Origin of the sequence: Asaia bogorensis NBRC 16594, from assembly GCF_001547995.1 — a bacterium.
Lineage (GTDB): Bacteria > Pseudomonadota > Alphaproteobacteria > Acetobacterales > Acetobacteraceae > Asaia > Asaia bogorensis.
Window position 1 is genome coordinate 1,295,864 of record NZ_AP014690.1, and the last position, 22,365, is coordinate 1,318,228.

Sequence of the window (22,365 nt, forward strand, 5' to 3'; positions counted from 1 at the left end):
AGGCGTTATGATCTCGCAAAATTCTGGACCGTCGGGATTATCCGCTCACTTTCAGGAAAGTCGATCCTTTATGTCGTTGGAAACGCGCACAGTCAGGCGCATAGCAAAACTGGCCAGAATTGGCCTGAGTGATCAGGAATGTGAAGCCATGCGCCAGGAGCTGAGTGGCATCTTGGGCTGGGTCGAGCAACTGAACGAAGTCGACATTACCGATGTGCCCCCGATGATTGGCACCGGTCTGGCCATGCCGCGCCTGCGTGAAGACGCTGTGACCGATGGCGACAAGCGCGACGCTGTGCTGTCCAACGCGCCCGACTCTGTCGGTCCCTATTTCACTGTTCCCAAGGTTGTTGAGTGATGCATGATCTGACCCTCGCCTCTGCGCGAAAGGCCCTCAGGGAGCGTCGCCTGTCTGCCGTCGAACTGACCGATCATTTCCTGAACGCGATCGATAAGCTTGACGGTGAAATCAACAGCTTTGTTACCGTTACAGCAGATCAGGCTCGTGCGTCGGCCCGTGCTGCCGATGCCCTGCTGGCCACGGGCAATGCGCCCTCACTTTGTGGCTTGCCGCTGGGTATCAAGGATCTGTTTTGCACCAATGGTGTGCGCACCACGGCTTCGAGCAATATCCTGCGCAATTTCGTGCCGCCCTATGAAAGCACGGTCACGTCAAACCTGCTGGCCGACGGGGCGATCTTCGTTGGCAAGACCAATCTCGACGAGTTCGCGATGGGGTCGACCAACATGACTTCGGCCTTCGGCCCGGTGGTCAATCCGTGGCGCCGCAAGGGCTCTGACGACAAGCTGGTTCCCGGAGGGTCTTCCGGCGGGTCTGCTGCTGCCGTTGCCGCTGGCCTTGTGCTTGGCACGACGGGCACGGATACGGGTGGTTCCATCCGTCAGCCCGCAGCCTATTGCGGTATTACGGGCATCAAGCCGACCTATGGTCGCTGCTCGCGCTTTGGCACCATTGCCTTTGCCAGCTCGCTCGATCAGGCCGGGCCGATGGCACGCACGATGGAAGATTGCGCCATCATGCTGGAATCCATGGCCGGGTTCGATGCGAAAGACAGCACCTCCGTCGATCGCCCTGTGCCGCGTTACGAGGATGCGCTCGAGCGTGGGGTGAAGGGGCTCAGGGTTGGTATTCCGCGCGAGTATCGCCCGGATACATTGCCTGCGGACATCCAGTCCCTGTGGGATCAGGGTATCGCCTGGCTGCGTGATGCAGGCGCCGAGATTGTCGACGTCTCGCTTCCTCACACGAAATACGGCCTGCCGACCTATTATATTGTGGCGCTGGCCGAAGCTTCCTCGAACCTGGCACGCTATGACGGTGTCCGTTTCGGCGAGCGCGTTGACGCTGGTACACTCGATGAACTTTACGAAGCCACGCGTCACGCTGGCTTTGGTGAGGAGGTCCGCCGTCGTATCCTGATGGGCACCTATGTGCTCTCTTCTGGCTATTACGACGCGTATTACCTGCGTGCGCAGAAGGTGCGTACGCTCATTCAGCGCGACTTCCTCAAGGCGTTCGAGAACGTCGATGTGCTGTTGACGCCAACTGCGCCTTCGGCAGCTTTTGCTCATTCTGAACGTCCGACCGATCCGGTGCAGATTTATCTGAACGACATCTTCACCGTGCCAGCCAGCATGGCGGGCGTGCCTGCGCTGTCTCTGCCGGCCGGGCTGGACCATGACGGTCTGCCGCTCGGCTTGCAGCTGATCGGCCGCTATTTCGAGGAAGAGACATTGTTCGCCGCCGGGCGTGTCATGGAAAAGGCAGCGGGCTTCACGCACAGGCCTGCTTTGCATGCGGGAGCAATCGCATGAGCGGCTATATCATTGAAGGCACAACAGGCCCCTGGGAGATCGTGGTAGGGCTCGAAGTCCATGCTCAGGTCATCAGCCATGCCAAGCTGTTCTCTGGTGCCTCGGCCGAATATGGCGGCGAGCCCAACACCCATGTCAGCCTGATCGACGCAGGCTTTCCTGGCATGCTGCCGGTCATCAACCAGGAATGTGTGGCTCAGGCCGTACGGACAGGGCTAGGGCTGAATGCACAGATCCATCTGATGAGCCGGTTTGATCGCAAGAATTATTTCTATGCCGATCTGCCGCAGGGTTACCAGATCAGCCAGTTCGCTCATCCGATCGTAGGTGAGGGGAAGGTCGAGATCGAACTTGCCGATGGCTCTGTGCGCCATATCGGTGTCACGCGCCTGCATCTCGAGCAGGACGCCGGCAAGTCGATGCACGATCAGGACCCTACGCGCTCTTTCATCGACCTGAACCGTGCCGGCGTGGCGCTCATGGAAATTGTGAGCGAGCCCGATATCCGGTCGCCGGAAGAGGCAGGGGCGTATCTGCGCAAGTTGCGCCAGATTCTGCGTTATCTCGGCACTTGTGACGGCAACATGGAAGAAGGCTCGATGCGTGCCGATGTGAACGTCTCGGTACGCAAGGCGGGCGAGGAATATCGCACGCGTTGCGAGATCAAGAACGTGAACTCGATCCGCTATGTCATGCAGGCGATCGAAGTCGAGGCGGCGCGACAGGTCGAGATTTGGGAAGCCGGTGGCACAGTCGATCAGGAAACACGACTGTTCGATCACGTGCGTAGTGAGACGCGCTCGCTCCGTTCAAAGGAAGACGCGCATGATTATCGCTACTTCCCCGATCCGGATCTTCTGCCGCTTCTTATCGAGCGCGACTGGGTTGAGAGCCTCCGCGCCGCTCTTCCGGAACTGCCCGAGGCCAAGCGCGAGCGCCTGGAAAGAACCTACGGCATTTCACGTTATGAGTCGGGAGTCCTGACGGTAGAGCAGGGGATTGCCGATTTCTACGAGACCGTGGCCAAGGGCAGTGACCCGCGTCTGGCGGTCACCTGGATGCTGGGCGATTTCTTTGCAGCGCTGAACCGGACGGGTGCGACGATCGAAACAAGCCCGGTCAAGGCTGAGGGGCTTATGGAGCTTCTGGCGCTGATCACGGATTCGACGATCAACGGCAAGATCGCGAAGGAAGTGCTTGAGGACATGTTCGAGACCGGTGATTCGGCTTCGGTCATCGTCGAGCGCAAGGGGCTGCGTCAGGTTACCGACACCGGGGCTATCGAAGCCGAGATTCGCGGCATCCTTCAGACCCATGCCGACAAGCTCGCAGAGTACAAGAGCGGCAAGGACAAGCTGTTTGGATTCTTCGTCGGGCAGACCATGAAAGCCATGAAGGGCAAGGCCAATCCGGCCATGGTGAACGAGCTGCTGGTCAAGCTGCTCGCAGAGTAAAAAATCTGCAAAAGGGGGGTTTGACGCGACGAGCAAATCCCCCTAGAAGCAGTTCTGCAAACGCCGTGAAAACTGCGTCCCTCTAGGCGGAGGGGTGGCCGAGAGGCTGAAGGCGGCGGTTTGCTAAACCGTTGTACGGTGTCAAGCCGTACCGTGGGTTCGAATCCCATCCCCTCCGCCACTTTTTCCATGTTAAAATGTCCCGCACGTTATCTCAGCGCCGGTCTCGTAAACAGAGCGCTATTACGTTGCACGGCGCTCTTCACGACCGGTATTGCGCGTCGGGATGCATCGTGCGCACACAGCGTTGGGGAAAGAGTGAAGCATGCCATGATGCTGCGTTTCGCGCTCTTACGCATTGGTTCAAAGTGTGTCAGTATTGAAATTAATTGCTGATACACGAGGATCTTATGAGCACGCTCCCAATTGACCTGCATTCTGCTCTAAAAGACGACTACTATATTACCCATCCAGGTCCATGGGCTGGTCATATACCTTTTGCACACTGGCTGGTCGCAACGTCGAAGCCAGGAATGTTGGTGGAACTCGGCACGTATAGGGGGAATTCCTATTTTAATTTCTGTCAGGCTATCAAAGATAATAATCTGAATACCAAAGCGTTCGCCATCGATACATGGGAGGGCGACGCGCACAGTGGGTTCTACGGCGACCATATCTACGCCGAAGTGCAAGAGTATAACAGAAAGAATTTCAGTAAGTTTTCTAACTTAATCCGAGCGACTTTCGACGATGCAATAGAAAAATTTTCAGATGGAACGATCGATTTATTGCATATTGACGGTCTGCATACTTACGAGGCGGTCAAACAGGATTTCTTCAGGTGGTTACCCAAGCTCACCCGCAAAGGAATAGTACTTCTTCATGACACGACGGTTTACGAGGGTGATTTCGGAGTCTGGAAATTTTTTGCAGAGGTAAAAACGCAATTTCCGTCATTCTGGTTCAACCACAGTAATGGCCTCGGTGTTGTCATGGTCGGCGATAATGTCGCCGAGCAGTTGAAGCGGCTCGATGCGACGAGGGGCGAAAATCCCGACTGGACCTACGCGGCAACAGCATTCGCGCGTCTGGGATACTTCTGTGAGCGAGAGAGTGAGGCAATCGGAACCCTGTTCGTCGAGCGCACGACGGCAGCTGCTCACCTTGAGACGTTGCAGACACAACATCAGGAAAATACTGCCAAGATCCAATCGGACTATTCGGGAAGGATGGCGGAGCTCGAGTTGAGGGTAAATACTCAGCAAGCCGAGCTCAGTCAGAAAGACGTCACCTTGGAAGCAGTGTTGTCGGATGTGCGTTCTCGCAAAGCCCAAATCATCAAATTGCTGCGGGGCGCCTTGGAGGTGCAGGAAAACTTCGGGTTATTCAGGCGTGAAGCAGAGGGATTCAAGAAGCGGATACATCATCTCGATCGCAAAGTTAGGTCGCTCGAGGATGAGCTGAAGCGTAGAGAGGTGGCGATCGGGCGTCAGAATGATCACATTCAGCATCTCGACCAAGTAATAATGGCTAGGCTCAGGACTCATAGCCAGAACATGACGGTAGCGGCGAGGCAGATGGCTGAGAAGAAGACGGTCGGGCATCTGTCGTAGCGTGTGGCGATGCGCCTCCAGTCCTTGAGCCGGCCGAACATGATCTCGATACGATTGCGGCGCCGGTATTTGCGTTTGTCGTAGCTCACGGGCATCGTGCGAGATCTCCGGCCTGGAATGCAGGGTCTGATCCCCTTTCCCTCCAGCCCGTCCCTGAACCAGTCGGCATCATAACCGCGATCGGCCAGGAGCCACTTTGCAGCGGGCAGATCGTCCAGCAGGGCAGCGGCCCCGGTGTAATCACTGATCTGGCCTGCGGTCATGAAGAACCTGATCGGGCGGCCATTTCTGTCCGTCACCGCGTGCAGCTTCGTGTTCATGCCGCCTTTGGTCCGCCCGATCAGGCGGCCTGAACCCCCTTTTTTATCCGCAGGCTCGAGGCCGTACGGTGCGCCTTCAGGTACGTCGCGTCGATCATGATCGTCTGATTGTCCGCTCTGCCAGCCGCCAGGCCGTCCATTAGACGGACAAAAATCCCCGCAGCACTCCACCGCTTCCAGCGATTATAGAGCGTCTTATGCGGCCCATATTCTCGCGGAGCGTCCCGCCAGCGCAGTCCATTGCGGTTCACGAAGATGATCCCGCTCAATACACGCCGGTCATCAACGCGCGGTCTGCCATGGCTCCTTGGGAAAAATGGCTCCAGACGCGCCATCTGCTCGTCCGTCAGCCAATACAGGTCTCTCATCTTCAGTCTCCTCACAGAGCCTGAATCAGATTTACCCACCTAAATCAATGGGTCCTGAGCCTAACGACGCTGCAGTCCGTGCCATGCTCGCGTCAACAAGTTGGAAGATTACGTCTCCTCTGCGGGGGACGAAACTGATATTGCGTAAATGCAAGACGTTCGGACGTCTGATGGGCTCTGGCGAATTTGGTAAAATCTATACGATACTTCGCCCAAACCTGACGCAGGCCAAACGCATAGCACATCACCCCGCTATAAGGGCTGAGCGAGCCGAGGCGTCTGATAAGAATGATATCGTAATCATCGCAACTCACCACACCTTATACGTTGCATATTGCCTCGCTGCGTCGCTTATGTCCTACGGCTTCGAGGTTACGATACGTACGGACGTCCCTGAGCACTGGGGGGCATCGCTATATTTCGTCGTCTGCGCCCAAATGTTCGAAACATTGCCCCCGGCAGATCGGCGCATATGTGTTCAGCTCGAACAGACGGTGATGTCCAGGTGGTTTACCGACCGATACAATAGCGTATTGCGCGAATCTCTCGCGGTGATTGAGTATACTCAGAACGGGATCAAGTTTCTTGATGGGCTAGGTATAAGTTACCCTAAAGTCTATTACATGCCAATCGGCGCTATGGCTGATTATACAAACTATTTGCGCACTAAGGGGCAACATTTAGTGCATGCAGAAAAGGAATATGACGTCGTATTTTATGGAGACCTTAATAACACGAGAAGGCGCTCTTTCATCGCTGAACTCAGTAGACATTTCAATGTATTGCTTATCGGTAACACCTTTGGGATCGATTTGTATAATGAGATAGTGAAAGCTAAGGTTTGCGTTAATATCCATTATTATGAAAATGCTTCTCTGGAAAGCACAAGGATCTTCGAGGCACTTTCCCTGCGCATGCCGGTCGTGTCCGAACTTTCGCTCGATCAAGCTGATTATGATTTTTCAGCTTATGGGGACAGTATTCAGTTTACCGAAGTGGGTAATATTGATGCGATGGTCGCCGCAGTACGTTTGATGATTGAGGAACCAAGACTTGTGCCCGTCTTGGCTAATAGGAAATCGGCAAATAACTTCCACTTCTATGTAGGACGGCTCCTGCTTGGTCTCGATAAGATAAGTTTCCGCCGTCTCTATAGCCAGTGTGAACGCAGTGATATCGTCGCCGACAAGATCGTACTCAGCCTCCCGGAAACTTTCGAACGAAGGGCAGTTATCAAAGCCGCGGCGAAAGCTGGTATCTATTGCTTCCCGGGTCTCCGAGCGCGGCCTGGCTGGGTCGGTGCAGCTTTCAGTTTCAAGTATCTAGCCAAAAAATTGCTTGAGTCTGGGTGCGAATTTGTCTTGATCCATGAGGACGACGCCGTTTTTCCAAGTCTGGATGCGCAAGAAATCCTGGATTTTGCTAAAAAGATATATAACGAATACTATAAATGGGACGTGTTTTCGGCCTTTATATCCGATCTGCACAATGATGCTAAGATTTCGAAAATATTTTCTGTAGATGGCATCGAGTGTGTTGCAACCGACCGAACCGTGGGCATGGTCTGCAATGTTTATAGCAGGAAAAGTCTGGAGATCATCGCGCAATGGGACGAGAATGATTTAGACGTACATACCAACACGATTGATCGTTATCTCGAGAATATGGAAGAGCTTAAAGTGGTAACAACAATTCCATTTCTAGCGGAGCATAATGACATGGCAAATTCGAGCATGTGGGGCGTGAAGAACTATACTATGCGCAACATGATCAATAATAGTAGGACACTTCTGTTCGAGAAGGTATGGACGCTCAAGGCATCAGACGCTGTTGCTGAGTATGTCGACGATCGTAGTGACCCGTAAATTATTGCTGCCACACGGGGGCACAGAGCCCCGAGGCTAAAGTTCGTATTGAAGGCTTTTCAACGGTTCGAGGGCTGTTACAAACGTGGCAAGGCAGCGGCCCTGGAAAGCAGAGGCAGGCCTAAGCAATGATGCGTAGGTCTGTAGGACTGAGGCATAGCGCTCGTAACACTCAGCCAGTCTGTGGTCTCGGATGCCCCGGGCAAGTGAGCGACCCGTGCTCGCCGGCACAGCAGCGGAAACAATCTGCACTCGGCTTTCAGCAGTTTGATCCGTTCGCGTGGGGCGCCACCATGTTCGGAAGCCTTCACTATGTGTTTTGTTCGTGTTGCCCTGGTGGATATTTGCCAGCACGACTTTTTCTCGAAGTGCATCTCGCATGGAAGCGGCCGGGTATCCGTACTCGGCTCATTCCTAGACGGTATCGGGCGTGAGGTGCAACGCCAGTAGATGGCCGAGGGTATCGACCGTTACGTACAGATGGAGGGTTCGAAAAACCCCTTTGGCCTGGGGCTGCTGGTGTGATTCTATCCCAGCTACGATGTTTGGGGGGGGGGGGGGATGGCTGATGAAGCAGTCGGGTTGCTTTGATATGGACGAGCGGCTTGCCCGGTTGAGCGGGCTTGGTGACCAGCTCGAAGCGTTTTCCCGGACTGTGGATTTCGAGGCGTTCCGCCCTGATCTGGAGAAGGCCCTGGCTTACTCAGACGGGAGCAAGGGCGGGCGTCCGTCGTTCGATCCGGTACTGATGTTCAAGATCCTGGTGATCCAGACACTGAACAATCTCTCCGATGAATGGACGGAGTATCTGATCAACGACCGTCTGTCGTTCATGCTTTTCCTTGGCCTGGCGTTATCGGATCGAGTACCCGATGCCAAGACGGTCTGGCTGTTTCGAGAGCGTCTGACCGAGGTGGGCGCCATCCAGAATTTGTTCGCGCGCTTTGACGCCACATTGCGCAACGCCGGGTATTTACCGATGTCGGGCCAGATCCTGGATGCAACGCTGGTGGCAGCGCCCAGGCAGCGCAATACCAATGCGGAGAAGGCCGATCTTCGGGAAGGACGGATCCCACAGAACTGGCAGGACAAGCCGGCAAAGCTGTCGCATAAGGACCGTCATGCGCGCTGGTCGCTGAAGTTCACGAAGGCAAAACGGCAGGAAGATGGGACTATGCCGTCCACAGATCTCGCCATTCCATTCTTTGGCTACAAATTCCATATTTCCATTGAACGGCAGTTCCGGTTCATCCGGAAATGGAAAGCGACGGATGCCGCTGCCAGTGATGGTGCGCGATTAAAAGAGGGGCTGTTGGATAAAGCCAATACGGCCTCAGGCGTCTGGGCGGACACGGCGTATCGCTCGAAAGCTACTGAGGCCTTCATGGACAAAAAGGGTTTTGTCTCGAAGGTTCACAGGAAAAAGTCGCATCTCAAGCCCATGCCCCGTCACATCCAGCGGTCCAACGCCGGAAAGTCGGTAATTCGGTCGCGTGTCGAGCATGTCTTTGCCGATCAGAAGTCACAGATGGGATTGTTCATCCGAACAGTCGGCATCCCCCGGGCCACCATGAGGATCGGGCTGGCCAATATCGTCTACAACATGCGCCGCTTCCTCTTCCTCGAAAGACTGAACGCGAGCGCGTAGCCATCCCAATGGCGATAGCCCGCGATCTGCTCAAAACGCAGAGCGAAAGTCACCCCGGGAACCGTCAATCAGCACGCCACAAACCATAAATCAGGAGCCAGCCGCGCCAATCAATGGTTTTTCGAACCCTCCACTTGTAGCCAAAGAACGGAATGGCGAGATCTGTAGACGGCATAAGTCCCATCTTCCTGCCGTTTTGCCTTCGTGAACTTCAGCGACCAGCGCGCATGCCGGTCCTTGTGGGACAGCTTTGCCGGCTTGTCTTCCCAGCCTTCGGGGATCCGCCCTGCCCGAAGATCGGCTTTCTCTGCGTTGGAGTTCCGCTGCTTTGGAGCAGCCACCAGTGCGGCATCCAGGATCTGGCCCGACATCGGTAAATACCCGGCGTTGCGCAATGTGGCGTCAAAGCGCGCGAACAAATTCTGGATGGCGCCCACCTCGGTCAGACGCTCTCGAAACAGCCAGACCGTCTTGGCATCGGGTACTCGATCCGATAACGCCAGGCCAAGGAAAAGCATGAACGACAGACGGTCGTTGATCAGATACTCCGTCCATTCATCGGAGAGATTGTTCAGTGTCTGGATCACCAGGATCTTGAACATCAGTACCGGATCGAACGACGGACGCCCGCCCTTGCTCCCGTCTGAGTAAGCCAGGGCCTTCTCCAGATCAGGGCGGAACGCCTCGAAATCCACAGTCCGGGAAAACGCTTCGAGCTGGTCACCAAGCCCGCTCAACCGGGCAAGCCGCTCGTCCATATCAAAGCAACCCGGCTGCTTCATCAGCCATCTCCCCCCAAAACATCACAGCTGGGATAGAATCACACCAGCAGCCCCAGACCCAAGGGGTTTTTCGAACCCTCCATCTCTGCCGCATCGCCGAGCCTGATCAGGGATTGCGCATCTTCCTGCGCCTTGGCCAGATTGCTTGCAAAAGCAATGTAAAGTTCGGAGATCGTGGTCGTCATCGATCCGTCTTTCGCTGAGTATCCGGGAAGATTGTCAGAGGTATGATGATGATCAGTCCAGAAACCTTGCTGCGCGGATTGTCTGGGCCGTTAGAGCCCAGACAAGGTGTGCTTCAGAAATCGCTGAGAGCTACGCGCTTCCATTTCCCGTCCGACACGCAGACATAGTGATAGTTCGCGTCATCCGAGAACGTACCAGCCTTGCAGGCTTCGTGGCTCGAAGCGGGGGTGTGAAGGCCTGCACGGAATTGGCCAGCTGTCGATACCGGTCCCGCTGCAGAGATATCCGAAGCTGTGATCGCACTGCGGAATTTTGCCTGACCGTAGACTTCGAAAGACGACTTGGCATCGGCAAGAACGAGATTGGCCTGACTGAAGATCACGTTGCCCCAATCATCAGGATAAAACGTGCCCTGTGTCGCGCCGTTGTGGTCAAAATTCAGGCTCCTCGTGTGCATGAAGGTTGCGCTCAGGTTGCGTGGCGCAATGGCATCCCCTGCGGGTGTTACGACAAGACCGAGATTTGCATTCTTGCCTGCGCCTGTCCCAAGGGCGATCCCACCCTGATAGCCTTGCGGGTCAAAGACGATTTGTCCGCCTATCGAACAGCCCATTTTGGATGAATCACCCAAGATAGAATGCGTATCAGCACAGACCGCATCCCGGTTATTGGTGAGCGCCACCGTAGAGGCCTTTGTCACGCCAAGATGAAGCGAGCCATTGCCGTCCGATCCGTCCTGGCTGCCATAGAACGCTAGTTGTCCGAAACGCCCAGAGCCTTCGTTTGCAACACCGAGAAGCGATGCAGTCGAGGTCGAACCTTGTAAAGTAGGCAAATCCTGATGGTTACGGAACACACTGAAGCCCGCGTCCGTAGTAATTGCCAAACCGCCGTTATCGGCAACACCGTCCACGATCAGCCCAACGGGGAACAGACCGAAACCTGCCATACGCCCCATATAGCTGCCATCAGCAAATCGGTGATTGCTGCCACCCCATGAATAAGTGAATCCTCGTGTCACGACTTCCTTGTCATGGCTGCTTACAATGAAGTGGTCGTACTCATTGTCGTAATTCCGGGTAATAGCGTCTTTTGTATTATGATACATTTCCAGACCGACCTGGTTGAAGGCCTTTTCGGCCCCGCCCAAGAACAATGCCGGCGATTGATAGGCATGGTGATTTGTGTTGCCTGCAATCTGGTTATCGAGCGTATCGCCCGTATTGGCGCCCGGAACCTTGGCAATCGTTGCGTTCGACTTGACTGTCCGAAAGCCGGGACCAGTGTCAGCAGTGCCGGGATAGTAGTAGTTCGAAACGGCCATACAACTTTTGTTGTTGCTGTCAGGATAAAAGCCGCCGTGATAGCCATAATAATAATTGGGAAGATCGTATCGTCCGCTGTCGAGGGCATCCCCAACACCTTCCGTGTTGGCCATACCTTGGGCGATATTGGTCCAGATGCGCATCCTGTTCCGGAAGAAGCTTTTCTCCTTCGCTGAAAGCGCCGGTGCGATACAGACCTCATCAATATGCGGGAATGACAGGGTGTATGTCACACCGTCAGCTGAGGGTGCGCCGCCTCCGATCACATCCAGTCCGGGATTGTCAGCAATCGACATGGCGACATTCACGCCGTCGCTGATCCCAGAATCATTACGATGGTTGCCCTCGTAACCACGTAGATCGTCGAATTCGTAAAGAACGCCGCCCTGATCACCGCCAGAGAGGTTCATGCCGGTCAACTTCATTCCAAAAATGTCGTTGTCGGAGTGACCTCCGCCCATAAGGTAATCGTTGCTCGTATTGTCGGTGTCGATCGTATGCGGGTACTCCAGTCGCCCTGCGCCAGACGTTCCCGTATAAGCGGGATCGGCCCAGACCTTCAGACCGTTTTTCAGTGTCAGGCTGCTGGCAGACAGTGCCCCTGAGGATTTGACCGGTGCAGTAACATTGCCGCTGCCGTCCAGTCCGGCCACGCCGTTCGGTTGATTGATCTCAGCGCGGGAGACAAACGAGCCTGTCTGAGCGAGCGCCTGCTTGAATGTAAGCGGAAGGATAAATGGGATAGCAAGTAAAATATTCTTTTTCATTCCGTATCTCCATGCCTCATTCGAGGCGACTAGTTATATACACCAAAACAGATATTTTTTGAATACCACATATCTATTCTTATAATATGGAGTCGATTTTAATTACATGGACTTTCTATTTTATGTTTTCTGAATATTTTAACTCTAGAGCCGGATAGGTCATGACAGCGCCCGCCCGCGTTCTGCGCTCGCCCGAAGCACCGCGCAGGATGTAGGGGGCAGAGGGTGCGATGCCGCTGCCAACGCGCACGAAGGTTTTGCCGAAAATGAGTGTTGGAAAGCGCCGCATGAGGGTCTGACGCACGCGCTCGATCTGATTGCGCCGTATGCGGGGCTCAAGCGCCCCGGTCTCGATCTTGCGGGCATAAGGCAGCGGATTGACGATCAGGATCGTGCTGTCAGCGGGCAGATCCTTGAGCGCCTGTTTCCAGGGCTTGTCATCGCAGATCAGCACCCAGGCATCGCGAAAGCGTCCGCTGCGCACGGGCGATGTTGACTGGCACAGGGTAAGCGCCGCCTCCGCCGCCTCGCCCGTGAGATTGAAGCGATAGAGAATGGCTCCATCCAGTCGCACGCTTGTTTCAGGCGCATCGGCTTTACCGTCCACATAGCGCCGCCAGCTGGGCGGAGCCTCGCCGCGTGCGATCACCGCGTCACGCGCTGCAATCGCCTGTCTTGCCATTTCAGCCCGCAGGGCATCGGGGGAAAGATTGCGATCGACAAAAAGGCGCAGCGACCGGCTGAAGGTTGCGGCTTGTGCCATGGCTCACCCTTTCATGAATTGCGCGATGCTCGCGGTGATCCGCTCGTTTCTGTGCTGAAGAAAGACGGCATCGAGCGCCCGCACCTGGGCGATGAGCCAGGGCGCATCTTCCTGTGTTACGGCATTGATCTGGCACCAGAGCGCGAGCGCGGCCCAGGCGATACCGGCAGGACGGGAAACGCCACGGATCTTGCCCATCGCGCTTCCGATCATTTCGGTTGTCCAGGCGCGGTCATGTTCCAGATCGTGCCAGCACCGCCAGGGGCGTTCGAGAGCGGGCGGAAGCTGCGGCTTTTCCGCCAGGATAGCCTCCCTGATCTCCGGGGCTTCATCCGGCCCGAGATACGGAGTGAACTCCAGCTCCCAGGCCAATGCCTCGATTAGTTTCCCACCGCTTCCTCGTGCTCACGGGCGCGGTCATCACCGACGCGGGCGGCGGCTGAAATGGCAAGCGCAATCAGCATGGGCTGCTCGCCGCTTGCGAGCATGGCGCGGAACTCGTCCACCGTGACCTCCCGGCCGTCATCATGCTGCAAGCCACTCACACCGATCACGCAATGATCGGCAATGGCCTGACCCTGGGCGCGGTCATCTTCTGTCGGCGGCAGGCTTTCGGGGCCGTAGCTCGATGCCCCCGGCTTTTGCGAGCGGTTGAGCTTGCGGGCAGCGCCGATCGGATGCGGTCAAGAAGGGACCGAGTGATATCCGGGATGGCTTCTTGAACGTTATCCAGAAAAAGACTGGCGCGCGGCTTTCGATCCCGATTTATCCAGCCCTAGCCGAGATCAACGCGAAAGAGCCATCACCGGACGCCACATACCTGCAGAATCAGGCCGGACTTCAGGCATCGGCAAACGGTCTCGGCAATCAGTTCCGGGCGCCTGCGAATGCGGCAGGGGTTACGGCGATCTTTCGGGTCATGGCTTGCGAAAAGCGGCGGCCCGGAGACTTGCTGAGGCAGGCTGTACGCCACACCAGATAGCCGCCATCACGGGTCATAAAACCCTGTCGGAAATCGAGCGCTACACCCGCGCCGCCGACCAGAAAAAGCTGGCTGAGGAAGCGATGAAGCGTATGGAGATTGTAAAACGCGTCAGGGAAGGTCTTTAAAACTATCCAAGAATGGCGGATTTCTGCGATTTATCGGGAAATATGGAGGTCCGGGCGGGAATCGAACCCACGTACGCGGATTTGCAGTCCGCTGCATCACCATTCTGCCACCGGACCGGCTGGTGTGTGAGCTATATCTCTTCAAGCGCTCTCCGGGTCAAGGGGGTATGCGCATCGTAATCGAGAAATAAGAAGAAATTTCCGAATGCCTCTGGATATGGCATATGAGGCGTCAAGCGCGCCTCAGTATCAGCGCATGAATAATGTCATCACGCCGTTGCAGCGTTGTCGTCAATCGAAAGGCCATCCATGAAAACGGATCAATTAAAAGCCTATACTTCGCTCAGTGTCGGTCTGATCGCGCTCCTGAACAGTACGACGGCACTCGCGCAAACCTATGACGGCAAAGGCTCGCCTGAATTCATCCCGCATACGCTGCAAGAAGCGCTGGCGACGGCTTATCTGACAAACCCGACGCTGCGGCAGGAGCGCGCTAGATTGCGCGCCACCGACGAGCAGGTACCTTCAGCGCTCGCAGGGTGGAGGCCGCAGATTCAAGGTCAGGCGGCTCTCACATATTATAAGGGCGCGAACATTTACGGTGCACAGGGGCCCGAACCAGGCTCGAATTTCGGGACTCCGGCATATAGCCGGACATACTCGACGCCTGGATATCAGGGTGGTGTGACGATCACCGAAAATATCTATACGGGTGGCAAGACAACGGCGCAGACACATCAGGCCGTCAACACTGTTCTTGCAGAGCGTGCACAGCTGATAGAGACCGAGCAACAAGTCTTTAACGACGTGGTGAATGTCTATCTGGGCGTGATCCGCAGCGAGCAGATCCTTCAGATCAATATCAATAACGAGCACGTCCTTGAGGAGCAGCTGAAGGCGACGCAGGACCGTTTCCAGCAGGGCGAGATCACCCGTACCGATGTCGCTCAGGCACAGGCTGCTCTGGCAACGGCTAAGGCAACACGCCAGCAAAGCGAGGGAACGTTACGAGCAGCGCAGGCGACATATCTTCAGATCGTTGGCGTTCCACCGGCGCCGAATCTGGTCGCACCCCAGCCTTTGGCGCTGCCGGTCAAGGCGGAGAAGGACGTCGTTGCCGAGGCGACCCGCAACAACCCGCAGATCATCAACGCCTTGTTTATCGAAGCCCAGCAGAAGGACAATTTTTCTGTTCAGCTCGCGCAGATCATGCCCAAGATCAGCGGAACGCTGGGTTATTCGTACATCAAGAACCAGGGCTACGGTAAGATGGTGACTGACAACAAGTACGCCATGCTGAATTTCAACGTGCCAATTTATCAAGGTGGAGCTGAGTACTCGGCAGTGCGACAGGCACGACAGCAATATCTGGCGGCGCGCAGAGCCACCGAGATTGCCCGGCGTTCAGCAGCCCAGGATGCCTCCTCCAACTGGCAGCAATTCCGCGCATACAACGATTCGATCACGAGCAACCGTACGGCCATCGCAGCCAACGTCATCGCGCTCGACGGTGTCGAACGTCAGGCCATCGTTGGCACCAGCTCTACGCTGGAAGTGCTCCAGCAGCAGCAGACCCTTCTTCAGGCTCAGACGGCTCTCGTGCAGAATCTGGCGGGGCTCGTGCAGTCGTCCTATGCTGTGGCTGCCGCGATGGGGCGTCTGACAGCCGTCGATCTCAAACTCGACGTGCCGCTCTACGATGAAAAAGCCTACTACAAAGCCGTCAAGGATCGCTTGTGGGGCATCAATGACTACGCCGTCAGCCAGCCCGGACGATAATCTGGCAATCATGGGGTGATAATCGGGCGGGACTTTATGTCCTGCTCAGGGCGAGAATCCCTGCCATGTCCAGAATTCGGGCACGCTGATCAAAACGAGGGGTTTGGCGAGGCGCATTGTAAACTGTAAAGTGCTGTCATTGGACGTTCGATTCATATCCGGCCCGTCAGGTCCGCAGATATGGCAAGACAGGTGACAGGAAGACAATGCTCGAAAAGACCTTTGACCCCGCGGCATGTGAAGCCCGCCTCTATGCCCAGTGGGAGGCAGAAGGTCTATTTGCGGCGCATCCTGAAAAAGGGGGCGACGCCTTCTCGATCATGTTCCCGCCGCCGAATGTGACCGGTACCCTGCATTTCGGTCATGCGCTTGATTTCGTTCTTCAGGATATCCTGATCCGCTGGAAGCGCCTTGAGGGCTGCAATGTCCTGTGGCAGCCGGGTACAGACCACGCTGGCATCGCCACGCAGATGGTTGTCGAGCGCGTGCTCGACAAGGAAGGCGTCAGCCGCAAGGAAATGGGGCGCGAAAAATTTCTTGAACGCGTCTGGGCCTGGAAAGAGCAATCCGGCGGCCAGATCATCAAGCAGTTGCGCACGCTCGGCGCTTCGGCCGACTGGGAGCGCGAGCGCTTTACCATGGATGAGGGCCTGTCACGCGCTGTTCGGGATGTGTTTGTCACCCTGCATCAGCAGGGCCTGATCTTCCGTGCCAAGCGTCTGGTTAACTGGGACCCGGCGTTCCGCTCTGCCATTTCCGATCTCGAGGTCGAAAACAAGGAGACCAAGGGCTCCATGTGGTATCTGCGCTATCCGGTCGAGGGTGGCGGGACCATTGTCGTGGGGACCACACGCCCCGAGACCATGCTTGGCGATACCGCCGTGGCCGTCCATCCGGAAGACGAGCGTTACACCGCACTGATCGGCAAGTTCGTGACGCTGCCGCTTACGGGCCGTCGCATTCCGATCGTGGCCGATACCTACTCTGATCCCGAGAAAGGGAGCGGCGCGGTCAAGATCACACCCGGACATGACTTCAACGATTTCGAGGTCGGCAAGCGGCATGATCTGCCCATGCCGAGCATCCTGGACGAGGCGGCAGCAATCTGGCTGGACGAAATCGCGTCCGAGCTGCAGGAGATCGAGGGGCTTTCCTCTATCGACTTCGTGCGGTCGCTCGAAGGGATGGACCGTCTCGAGGCGCGCAAGCGTATCGTGGAGGAACTGGAACGTCTCGAGCATATCGAGAAGATTGAGCCGCATACGCTTCAGGTGCCCTACGCCGAACGCGGCGGTGCCATTGTCGAGCCGCGCCTGACCGAACAGTGGTATTGCGACGCGGTAACCCTTGCCCAGCCCGCCATCAAGGCGGTGGAGGAGGGGCGTATCCGCTTCGAGCCTCAGCAATGGGAGAACACCTATTTCGCGTGGATGCGTGACATTCAGCCCTGGTGCATCAGCCGTCAGCTCTGGTGGGGGCATCGTATCCCGGCGTGGTACGGCCCGGAGGGAAGCGTGTTTGTGGCACGCAGCGAGGAAGAAGCCCTTGCTCAGGCACATGCGCAGTTCGGCGAGGATGTCAGCCTGACACGTGACGAGGACGTGCTGGACACCTGGTTCAGCTCGGCGCTCTGGCCTTTCACGACACTCGGCTGGCCAGACAAGACGGCGGAACTCGCGCGTTATTATCCGACGAGTGTGCTCGTCACCGGGTTCGACATCATCTTCTTCTGGGTTGCCCGGATGATGATGATGGGTCTGCACTTCATGGATGACGTGCCATTCAGCACGGTCCTGATCCATGGTCTGGTGCGTGACGAGCGCGGCCAGAAAATGTCCAAGAGCAAGGGCAATGGCCTCGATCCGCTCGATCTCGTGGCCGAGTTCGGCGCAGATGCGACACGCATGGCAATCTGTGCCCTGACGGGGCCGGGACGCGAAATCAAGTTCGGCCGCAAGCGCGTGGAAGATTACCGCACCTTCATCACCAAGATCTGGAATGCAGCGCGCTTTTGCGAGATGAACGGCGTCAAGCCTGTAAGCGGCTTTGACCCGGCCAGCGTGCAGAGCGTGCTCGGGCGCTGGATCCTCGATGAGGCATCGAAAGCCGTTGCGAGTGCCAAGGCAGCGCTCGACTCCTATCGTTTCGACGATTTCGCAGGCACCTGCTACCGCTTTGTCTGGAACGTGTTCTGCGATTGGTTCCTTGAACTCGCGAAGCCTGCCTTTGCCGCCGAGAACACGCCGGAGCAGGATGAAATCCGTGCGGTCGCCGCCCATGTTCTCGGCGCTATCCTGCAGATGATGCATCCCGTCATCCCGTTCGTGACGGAAGAGCTCTGGCAATCCTTCGGGTTTGGCGGGAGTGTGGCACAGTCCGCCTGGCCGACGCTCGTTCCGCCGCAGGGAGCCGAAATCGCGTCTCATGAAATGGACTGGGTGATCCGTCTTATCAGTGAGATTCGTACCCTGCGTTCGGAAATGAACATTCCGCCGGCGCAGATGGTGCCTGTGTTGCTGCGCGATGCCACTCCGCAAACGCTGGAACGTGCCGAGCGCTGGGCCACGGTGATCGGGCGCATGGCGCGCGTAACGTCGGTCTCCGCTCTGGTGGGCGAGCCCCCCAAGGCAGCCGCGCTGACGGTAATCGATGAGGCAACACTCGTTCTTCCGCTGGAAGGACTTATCGATATCGGGGCAGAAATCCAGCGTCTGGAAAAGGAAATCGATCGCCTCGCCAAGGAAATCGACAAGGTCGAGCGCAAGCTGGGCAATGCCGATTTCGTGGCACGTGCCAAGCCGGAGGTGGTCGAGGAGAATCGCGAGCGTCTGGCGAGTTTCACCCATGATCGCGAGCGCCTCCAGGCTGCGCTGGCACGGCTTGCCGGGGCCTGATCCGTCAAGCATCACGCAGAGTGGCCGATGCGCTCTGCGTGGTGACTCCCGCCTTTCCAACGTACCGTTCACGACAGGCGGGGGAGAATGATACCGTGTTACGGCAGGAACCCAATTAGGCTTCGCCCAGGCCCGCTTTCTCCAAAATCGAGCACGTTATGCGAGAGATTCGCAGTTGCGTGAGGATGCTCCAGCGCATAGAGCGAGACGGCTCCGCCCCTGTGGCGGCCTGATCACTCTGGGGGCGTACCCGTGCTGTCTCATCTCAAACGCCTCATATCGCGGCGGATAAAACGGGGGACATCACCTCGTGATGACGGCCCCGAGTTGCCGGAAATGATCTGCGCTATTCGTGAGGCGGCTCATCAGGGGCATGTTGCTGCTCAGGTTCAGTGGGGCGATATCCTGCTTGAGAGTATCTATCTTCCGTCAGACCCGGTCCGGGCGAGACAATGGTATGGTATCGCCGCCTCCTCAGGCTATGGCCCGGCTCATAATATGCTCGGGCGCTGCCATCATTTCGGCTGGGGTGGCCCGGTCGATTTGCCCGCAGCTGCGACGCATTATGGAATCGCCGCCGCAAAGGGCGATCTCTGGGGCAACTACAACCTGGCAATCATGACCATGCGTGGCATCGGGATGACGGCCGATCTGCCGCGCGCGCTCGCCCTGTTCCGTACCGGGGCGGAAGCCGGTCATCCCAAATCGATGAATCTTCTCGCCCGTTTCATCGAGGAGGGGTGGCACACACCGCGGGACCCCGCCACAGCGCTTGTCTGGTACCGCCGAGCAGCAGAAGCAGGAGATTATCGAGGGCAGCATAATTACGCGACGGCACTTCTCGCCCTCGGAAAGCAGATGGAGGCGCTGGACTGGTGGGAGAAGGCGCTGGCTGATGCGACAACGGATGTGCTGCTCGCCATGCAGAAGAGGCTTCGCGCACTGGATGACCCGCGTGCGCGCGACCTTCTGCCTCGTGTCCACACCAGACTGGCGCTTCTCGGTGTGACGACGCCACCCGGCGACGAATGACATGATGTGTCGCAGATAAGCAACACAAAGACACAAACCCACGTAATGCAATTGCGAGACGATTGCAGGCTCTAAAACTGAAAGATAGGAACCATTCTCAATTGGCGGCAACGAATCCCGCCCCAGACAAGGAGAATGATCGTGTCGGCTAAACGGGTACGTCCCTCACACCCCCTGACGCTCATTGTCGGCATGACGCTCGCCTGCACTTCGGCGCAGGCACAGGCGCAGTCTGTACAGTCGGATGACGAGACGGCCCCCCATGATACAGCCCGTCATAAGAACGGGAATCGTGAGGGGGCTCATCGCAGTGCGGCCCGACGCGACAAGGCTCTTCATGATGGAGCTCTGCAAAGCAGGGCAGACAAGTCGGATCGACCGGATACGAGGGCGAGGCAGCCCGACTCAGCGGATGCCGTTCCCGGCAAGGGAGGCGAGGAGAATCTGCTGGTGCGTGGCACAGGCATGAACATCCTGCATCAGCCTATCGGCCTGGGTCGTATGCCTGAGGACATCATGCACACACCGCAGACAGTCAATGCGGTGCCCCAGATCCTGATGCAGCAGCAGAACGTCAAATCCCTCGACGAGGCGCTGCGAAACGTGCCGGGCATTACAGCGTCGGTCGGCGAGGGTGAGGGCGGTATGGCGGGTGACCAGTTCCTGATACGCGGTTTTGCGGCTCAGAACGATATCTACGAAAACGGCCTGCGCGATTTCGGCGTCTATACGCGTGACAGCTTCGATTACGACCATATCTCGGTCATCAAGGGCCCATCTTCCGAGGTCTTTGGCAATGGTACCACAGGCGGTGCTATCAATATCGTGACCAAGGTCGCCCATCTGGGTGACAGCTACAACGCACAGTTTTCCGGCGGTTCGGGCGAGTATTACCGCGGCACGCTGGACGTCAACAAACAGCTTGGCGACGCATCGGCGATCCGGATTACCGGCATGGGCAACGAAAACAATGTTGCTGGGCGCGATAACATTTATTCGCATCGCTGGGGACTCGCGCCGTCAATTGGCTTTGGCCTTGGACGCCGCACGAGCTTTACCCTTGAGTATTTTCATCAATCCGATAACCGCATCCCGGATTATGGCGTGCCGATTGTCACGAAACCGGGCAGCACAATCGGGCGCCCGGCTACGGAATACGGGCTGAACCGTCACAACTGGTACGGTACGAATTACGATCAGGATGTATCCAATGTGAATATGCTGACCGCGCGCCTCAACTCCGAAATCAGCCAGCACCTGACGATTTCCGATGATCTACGTGGCGGGCTGTACGACCGTTATTTCTCGGCGTCGCAGCCCGGCTGCGACGCTACCTGCCAGAAGCTGTTTTTCACAAATCCCTCGGCCGCTCAGGTCAACAGGCGCGGTCATCTTGGAGGCCCCGAGCCCTATCAGCAGAACGACTGGTCCGTTCAGAACGTCTTCTCGGCGCGCGCCAACTTCCGTACGGGCTCCATCCGGCACCAGATCATTGCTGGCTGGGATGTCGAGCATATCTACGATCGCCGCAAGAACTACGCCTATAACTTCAACGGGCAGAACGGCACGCGCACCGACACCACAAGTCTGGTCGATCCCTCGCATGTTCAGCCAGGGCTGTTGCTGGGTGGCTTCGGGCAGTACCAGTACGACCTTGTCAATCTTTCCGGCGGGGCCGGGCGCAAGCTCTACAAGACCGGCGATGCCACTGATGTCGGGGCATTTTTCTCGGAGCAGATGTGGCTCGCGCCGTGGTTCTCCATTCGTGGAGGCTTTCGCTGGGATCACTGGAACAGTCATTATTTTGCAACCGAAGGGGCGACGGCTGCCGATACGCGCCTGTCCCAGCAGCAGAACACCATCAATCCGACTGTCAGTCTGATGTACACGCCCAGCGACAACACGATGGTCTATTTCAACTGGGCACGCTCAACCACACCGCTCGGGCTCTACGTGACCAATAGTGCCGAGCCCCTCAAAAGCTCGACACAGGGATTCAAGCCGGAAAAGGCGAGCCTGTATGAAATTGGGGTCAAACAGCAATTCCTGCATGGCCGACTGGGCGCGACGGCCTCGCTGTTCCGCCTGGAGAAGGGCAACGCGCTGATGACCGATCCCTCTACCGGAAGTGTGTCGTCGTCGAGCGACAGCCAGCGCAATCAGGGCGTGGAACTCAGCCTTTCGGGCCAGATCACCCGCAACTGGAGCCTGATCGGCACTTATGCCTATTACGATGCCACGACGACGGGCTCGCTGACACCGGCCGATATCGGCAAGCGCATCCAGTATGCGCCCAAGAACATGGCGACGATCTGGAGCACCTATACGATTGCGCCAAACAAGCCATGGAACCTCACTTTTGGTGGCGGGCTGACATGGCGTGATTCTGTCTGGCTTGATGCAGCCAACACGGCGCGCGTGCCGCATACAACAGAATGGGATGCGATGGTGTCACACATGATCGGCCATCGTTGGCGCCTTGCGCTCAACGGTTACAACCTTGCCAATCGTCTGAACTACTCCAACCTCTTCAGCGATCGCGCAACCCCGTCGGTCGGTCGCACCTTCCTGGGTAGCCTGTCCTTCACCTATTGAAGGCGGCTGCTCGACCCAGGTCCCGCAG

Annotated in this window: 17 protein-coding genes, 2 tRNA genes and 1 pseudogene; 12 read left to right on the forward strand and 8 right to left on the reverse strand. The window is 57.0% G+C overall.

Going from position 1 to position 22,365, the window contains the following annotated elements; all coding sequences use genetic code 11:
• Positions 1 to 70 precede the first annotated feature (70 nt).
• The 5 genes from gatC (at position 71) to Asbog_RS05830 (ending at position 4,903) form a co-directional block, all read left to right on the forward strand.
• Positions 71 to 358, forward strand: a complete 288-nt coding sequence (gene gatC / locus Asbog_RS05810) for an Asp-tRNA(Asn)/Glu-tRNA(Gln) amidotransferase subunit GatC (protein ID WP_023977422.1) — start codon at positions 71 to 73, stop codon at positions 356 to 358.
• Positions 358 to 1,836 carry an Asp-tRNA(Asn)/Glu-tRNA(Gln) amidotransferase subunit GatA gene (gene gatA / locus Asbog_RS05815; protein WP_062164410.1) on the forward strand — a complete coding sequence of 493 codons (1,479 nt, stop codon included), beginning with the start codon at positions 358 to 360 and terminating at the stop codon, positions 1,834 to 1,836. The genes gatC and gatA overlap by 1 nt, the downstream gene beginning before the upstream one ends.
• Positions 1,833 to 3,290: an Asp-tRNA(Asn)/Glu-tRNA(Gln) amidotransferase subunit GatB gene (gene gatB, locus Asbog_RS05820; protein ID WP_062164411.1), complete on the forward strand. Its 1,458-nt coding sequence runs from the start codon at positions 1,833 to 1,835 to the stop codon at positions 3,288 to 3,290. The genes gatA and gatB overlap by 4 nt, the downstream gene beginning before the upstream one ends.
• A gap of 88 nt (positions 3,291 to 3,378) precedes the next feature.
• A tRNA-Ser gene (locus Asbog_RS05825) sits at positions 3,379 to 3,471 on the forward strand.
• Positions 3,472 to 3,700: 229 nt separating this feature from the next.
• Entirely contained in the window at positions 3,701 to 4,903 is a 1,203-nt protein-coding gene (locus Asbog_RS05830; protein ID WP_083510733.1) for a class I SAM-dependent methyltransferase, read from the forward strand.
• On the opposite strand, the gene Asbog_RS14195 is transcribed toward Asbog_RS05830, so the two are convergent.
• Positions 4,834 to 5,591, reverse strand: a protein-coding gene (locus tag Asbog_RS14195) for an IS5 family transposase (protein WP_146926961.1) whose coding sequence is annotated in 2 segments (ribosomal slippage) — positions 4,834 to 5,270 and positions 5,270 to 5,591 — 759 coding nt in all. Because the reading frame shifts where the segments join, the coding sequence is not laid out codon by codon here. The genes Asbog_RS05830 and Asbog_RS14195 overlap by 70 nt on opposite strands.
• Before the next feature lie 170 nt (positions 5,592 to 5,761).
• On the opposite strand from Asbog_RS14195, the gene Asbog_RS05840 reads away from it, so the two are divergent.
• Together Asbog_RS05840 and Asbog_RS05845 are read left to right on the forward strand one after the other, a co-directional pair.
• Positions 5,762 to 7,456, forward strand: coding sequence for a CgeB family protein (locus tag Asbog_RS05840; RefSeq protein ID WP_062164414.1), 1,695 nt, complete (start codon positions 5,762 to 5,764; stop codon positions 7,454 to 7,456).
• 565 nt (positions 7,457 to 8,021) lie between these two features.
• Complete coding sequence (locus Asbog_RS05845; RefSeq protein WP_171840728.1) at positions 8,022 to 9,104, forward strand: IS5 family transposase; 1,083 nt, start codon at positions 8,022 to 8,024, stop codon at positions 9,102 to 9,104.
• A 133-nt stretch (positions 9,105 to 9,237) separates the two neighbouring features.
• Here the strand turns inward: Asbog_RS05845 and Asbog_RS05850 are convergent.
• The 6 genes and pseudogenes from Asbog_RS05850 to Asbog_RS14490 all read right to left on the reverse strand — a co-directional run.
• Positions 9,238 to 9,886 (reverse strand): annotated as a pseudogene (locus Asbog_RS05850) (transposase); the annotation flags it as partial.
• A 38-nt stretch (positions 9,887 to 9,924) separates the two neighbouring features.
• A complete protein-coding gene (locus Asbog_RS14485; RefSeq protein WP_171840664.1) occupies positions 9,925 to 10,071 on the reverse strand; it encodes a hypothetical protein in 147 nt (48 codons plus the stop codon).
• A 113-nt stretch (positions 10,072 to 10,184) separates the two neighbouring features.
• Positions 10,185 to 12,164, reverse strand: a complete 1,980-nt coding sequence (locus tag Asbog_RS05855; RefSeq protein ID WP_062164416.1) for a hypothetical protein — start codon at positions 12,162 to 12,164, stop codon at positions 10,185 to 10,187.
• Between the two features lie 115 nt (positions 12,165 to 12,279).
• The gene (locus tag Asbog_RS05860) at positions 12,280 to 12,927 is read right to left on the reverse strand and encodes a hypothetical protein (protein ID WP_062164417.1); all 648 of its coding nucleotides are present in this window, start codon (positions 12,925 to 12,927) and stop codon (positions 12,280 to 12,282) included.
• Positions 12,928 to 12,930: 3 nt separating this feature from the next.
• Positions 12,931 to 13,299 carry a hypothetical protein gene (locus Asbog_RS05865; RefSeq protein ID WP_062164418.1) on the reverse strand — a complete coding sequence of 123 codons (369 nt, stop codon included), beginning with the start codon at positions 13,297 to 13,299 and terminating at the stop codon, positions 12,931 to 12,933.
• Between the two features lie 8 nt (positions 13,300 to 13,307).
• Positions 13,308 to 13,481 (reverse strand): hypothetical protein, encoded by a 174-nt coding sequence (locus tag Asbog_RS14490; RefSeq protein WP_171840665.1) that lies wholly within the window; start codon positions 13,479 to 13,481, stop codon positions 13,308 to 13,310.
• Positions 13,482 to 13,773: 292 nt separating this feature from the next.
• Between Asbog_RS14490 and Asbog_RS14680 the strand changes: the two genes are divergently transcribed.
• Positions 13,774 to 14,037, forward strand: coding sequence for a tyrosine-type recombinase/integrase (locus Asbog_RS14680; RefSeq protein ID WP_261763188.1), 264 nt, complete (start codon positions 13,774 to 13,776; stop codon positions 14,035 to 14,037).
• A gap of 43 nt (positions 14,038 to 14,080) precedes the next feature.
• Here Asbog_RS14680 and Asbog_RS05875 read toward each other — a convergent pair.
• Positions 14,081 to 14,154, reverse strand: a tRNA-Cys gene (locus Asbog_RS05875).
• A 192-nt stretch (positions 14,155 to 14,346) separates the two neighbouring features.
• Here Asbog_RS05875 and Asbog_RS05880 point away from each other — a divergent pair.
• The 4 genes from Asbog_RS05880 (at position 14,347) to Asbog_RS05895 (ending at position 22,337) form a co-directional block, all read left to right on the forward strand.
• Positions 14,347 to 15,816 carry a TolC family outer membrane protein gene (locus Asbog_RS05880; protein WP_062164420.1) on the forward strand — a complete coding sequence of 490 codons (1,470 nt, stop codon included), beginning with the start codon at positions 14,347 to 14,349 and terminating at the stop codon, positions 15,814 to 15,816.
• Between the two features lie 206 nt (positions 15,817 to 16,022).
• Positions 16,023 to 18,710 carry a valine--tRNA ligase gene (locus Asbog_RS05885; protein WP_062164421.1) on the forward strand — a complete coding sequence of 896 codons (2,688 nt, stop codon included), beginning with the start codon at positions 16,023 to 16,025 and terminating at the stop codon, positions 18,708 to 18,710.
• Positions 18,711 to 19,046: 336 nt separating this feature from the next.
• Complete coding sequence (locus Asbog_RS05890; protein ID WP_083510735.1) at positions 19,047 to 19,742, forward strand: tetratricopeptide repeat protein; 696 nt, start codon at positions 19,047 to 19,049, stop codon at positions 19,740 to 19,742.
• Positions 19,743 to 19,934: 192 nt separating this feature from the next.
• Positions 19,935 to 22,337 carry a TonB-dependent receptor gene (locus Asbog_RS05895; RefSeq protein ID WP_083510954.1) on the forward strand — a complete coding sequence of 801 codons (2,403 nt, stop codon included), beginning with the start codon at positions 19,935 to 19,937 and terminating at the stop codon, positions 22,335 to 22,337.
• Positions 22,338 to 22,365 lie beyond the last annotated feature (28 nt).

Bases quoted from the DNA above. Each gene is read 5' to 3' on its own strand.
- Asbog_RS05890 (WP_083510735.1), top strand. From the start codon at position 19,047: ATGATCTGCGCTATTCGTGAGGCGGCTCATCAGGGGCATGTTGCTGCT.
- Asbog_RS05860 (WP_062164417.1), bottom strand. From the start codon at position 12,927: ATGGCACAAGCCGCAACCTTCAGCCGGTCGCTGCGCCTTTTTGTCGAT.
- gatC (WP_023977422.1), top strand. From the start codon at position 71: ATGTCGTTGGAAACGCGCACAGTCAGGCGCATAGCAAAACTGGCCAGA.
- Asbog_RS05855 (WP_062164416.1), bottom strand. From the start codon at position 12,164: ATGAAAAAGAATATTTTACTTGCTATCCCATTTATCCTTCCGCTTACA.
- gatB (WP_062164411.1), top strand. From the start codon at position 1,833: ATGAGCGGCTATATCATTGAAGGCACAACAGGCCCCTGGGAGATCGTG.
- Asbog_RS05895 (WP_083510954.1), top strand. From the start codon at position 19,935: ATGACGCTCGCCTGCACTTCGGCGCAGGCACAGGCGCAGTCTGTACAG.
- gatA (WP_062164410.1), top strand. From the start codon at position 358: ATGCATGATCTGACCCTCGCCTCTGCGCGAAAGGCCCTCAGGGAGCGT.
- Asbog_RS05830 (WP_083510733.1), top strand. From the start codon at position 3,701: ATGAGCACGCTCCCAATTGACCTGCATTCTGCTCTAAAAGACGACTAC.
- Asbog_RS05885 (WP_062164421.1), top strand. From the start codon at position 16,023: ATGCTCGAAAAGACCTTTGACCCCGCGGCATGTGAAGCCCGCCTCTAT.
- Asbog_RS05840 (WP_062164414.1), top strand. From the start codon at position 5,762: ATGGGCTCTGGCGAATTTGGTAAAATCTATACGATACTTCGCCCAAAC.
- Asbog_RS05880 (WP_062164420.1), top strand. From the start codon at position 14,347: ATGAAAACGGATCAATTAAAAGCCTATACTTCGCTCAGTGTCGGTCTG.
- Asbog_RS14485 (WP_171840664.1), bottom strand. From the start codon at position 10,071: ATGACGACCACGATCTCCGAACTTTACATTGCTTTTGCAAGCAATCTG.